Below are 2,398 nucleotides of genomic sequence, written 5' to 3'. Positions count from 1 at the left end.
GTCTTCGACCGCGCCAGTGCCGTCAACTCGTCCCGATTATGCAAAGCCAAAGGCGTAATTCACACGCCGCGGTACCTCAAATCTGACTACCAGACTATTGTTCCGACGCAGCGCTAGCGAGAGCCTCGCGGAGCTTTCGTCGGAGATACTTGCCTGAGGTCGATTTCGGGATCGAGTCCACGAACTCGATCTGGCGGGGGCGCTTGTAGGAACCGAGCGCGACTGTGCAGTGCGCTGTTAACTGCTCCGCGGTTACGGATGCACCTGGGTCACGCACGACCACCGCTGTGACGCGCTCCCCCCATTTCGGATCGGGAAGTCCGATTACACAGACCTCGGCAATTCCGTCCAGTCGATCGAGGACGCTTTCGACCTCGGCCGGATACACATTGAGTCCACCCGAGATGATGACGTCCTTCTGCCGATCGACCACGTAGTAGTAGCCGTCCTCGTCGACGTAGCCGATGTCGCCGGTATGAAGCCACCCACGCTCAATCGTGGCAGCGGTGGCTTCCGGATTTCGCCAGTACTCCTTCATGATCAGCGGGCCCCGCAAGACAATCTCTCCCTGTTGTCCGGGCCCGAGCGGCTCAAGATCCGGACCAGCGATCATTGCCTCGACACCGATGGTCGGTTTCCCGACACTCGAGGGACGGGAATTGATACCCTCAACGCCGTCCGGCTGGATGTTGAAGCCACCCGCCTCGGTTAGCCCGTAGCCCTGCATCGCGGTAATCCCGTTGTCCTGCAGCCATCCCAGCATCGACTCCGATACCGGCGCACCTCCGATGGCAACGAATCGCAGCGACTTCAGCGCTGACACGCGATCACCGAAGGTAGTCCGAATCATGTTCCATGCAGTTGGAACACCCGGCGCGATCGTGACCTCGAACCGCTCGATCAACCGAACATACATTTCGGCGTCAAAGGACTTGGTGAGGACAACCGTGAGACCCTGACTCAGCCACGGATAGGTGATGGACACCAGTGCACCCGTGAAGCACAACGGGAAGGGAACAATGCCCTTGTCGGTGTGCCCGAGGTTCCAGGTGAAGGTCATGGTGTAGGCGAGATGCTCGAGATTGCTGTGGGTGAGCACAACACCCTTCGGCACGCCGGTCGTTCCGGACGTGAAGTTGATGAGAGCCATGTCTTCGGGACCGACGTTTGGGAGTTCGACTTCTTCGGAGAAACCCGGAAGGACGCTCGCATTTAGTGAGCCCTCGAAGAGCGGGCCGTCTATTCCAACCCATCTCGCCACCGAGACATCTGGTCGGACGCTGGCAATCACGTCGGAGAAGTGGCGCTCCGACACCACCGCGGCAGGCTCGGTGTTTCCGAGCATCCAAGACATCTCGCGGGGAGTCACGAAGGTGTTGATCGACACGAACGCTGCGCCCGCTCGATGCACGCCGAAGAACGTCACCATGAACTCGATCCGGTTCGTCATGAGACACGCAACTCGGTCTCCCCGACTGACGCCTTGGTGCGCCAGAAACTGTGCGAACGCAGTCGCGCGAGCATCGAGTTCCGCATAGGTCACCGTCTCCTCGCGGCCGTCATCGTCCACGTAGACGATTGCGGGGTGATCCGGATGCCTGCGCGCCCAAGCGGCAAGCCACCGCGAACTGTCCGTCAGCATCAGGAGTTCCTCCATGCCTCTCGATAGTCTTTACCGGTGCTACTTTGCCGACCATCGGACGGTTTGTCAATCGTCGGTCAGTTCATCGAGAGCCGTTGACCGATTCTCGAAAATACTGCGCCCCAGCCGATAACAGCCAATCGACACCGTTCCAACACGCTCGCTGCGAGGACGTAATGTGCGGTCGCATCTCGCCAACTGCGGCGACGAATCTCCTCGTGGCCAGCATCCATCGTGGACTCGGCATTGCAGACCTCGTTCGGGTCCGGTTGCCCACCAGGACAGAAGAGTTGAACAGAAGGGCCCAGTCGAAGGAAACGAATGGCGTCCGGCACCCAGCATCCGTGTTGGACGAGCTGCGCCGAGTCGAGACGACACAAGCAGATGCCGACGAGACGAAGCGCCACTCGTGCGCACTCCAGGGACGGGTCTGTGCGTACCCGACGAGGGCGACGTGCGTGCGGAACGACTCCGCCGCACGACACTTCACAAGCGCTGCGCAGAAGGATGATCCAGGTGGGCCCATCGATCGATCACTCCTAAACCATGGACCGCTGAAGCTCGGAGCCCCGCAACGGCATACCCCTGCAGCGCTGGTCTTCACACCGCCCACGGAAGGGTTGGCCGCGCGGCAACCCTTGCGCCGCCGACCGGAACGGTTGCGTGGACACCAGCCGAGGTGCACCACCACCGCGGGCTCCTACGGCCCGGCCAGAAGAGCGAGCTGATGGTCCTGCACCCTTCGACAGACAGAAG

General features: G+C 61.0%; 1 protein-coding gene. It reads right to left on the bottom strand.

The genetic code is table 11. The features are described from left to right. Positions 1-94 precede the first annotated feature (94 nt). Entirely contained in the window at positions 95-1,657 is a 1,563-nt protein-coding gene (locus tag ACFTZB_RS45070) for a class I adenylate-forming enzyme family protein (RefSeq protein ID WP_378442425.1), read from the bottom strand. Positions 1,658-2,398: the final 741 nt, after the last annotated feature.

Origin of the sequence: Rhodococcus sp. NPDC057014, from assembly GCF_042673295.1 — a bacterium.
Taxonomy (GTDB): domain Bacteria; phylum Actinomycetota; class Actinomycetes; order Mycobacteriales; family Mycobacteriaceae; genus Rhodococcus_F.
The sequence above is the reverse complement of the archived record's forward strand: the minus strand, read 5'-3'. Positions and strand labels throughout refer to the sequence as shown.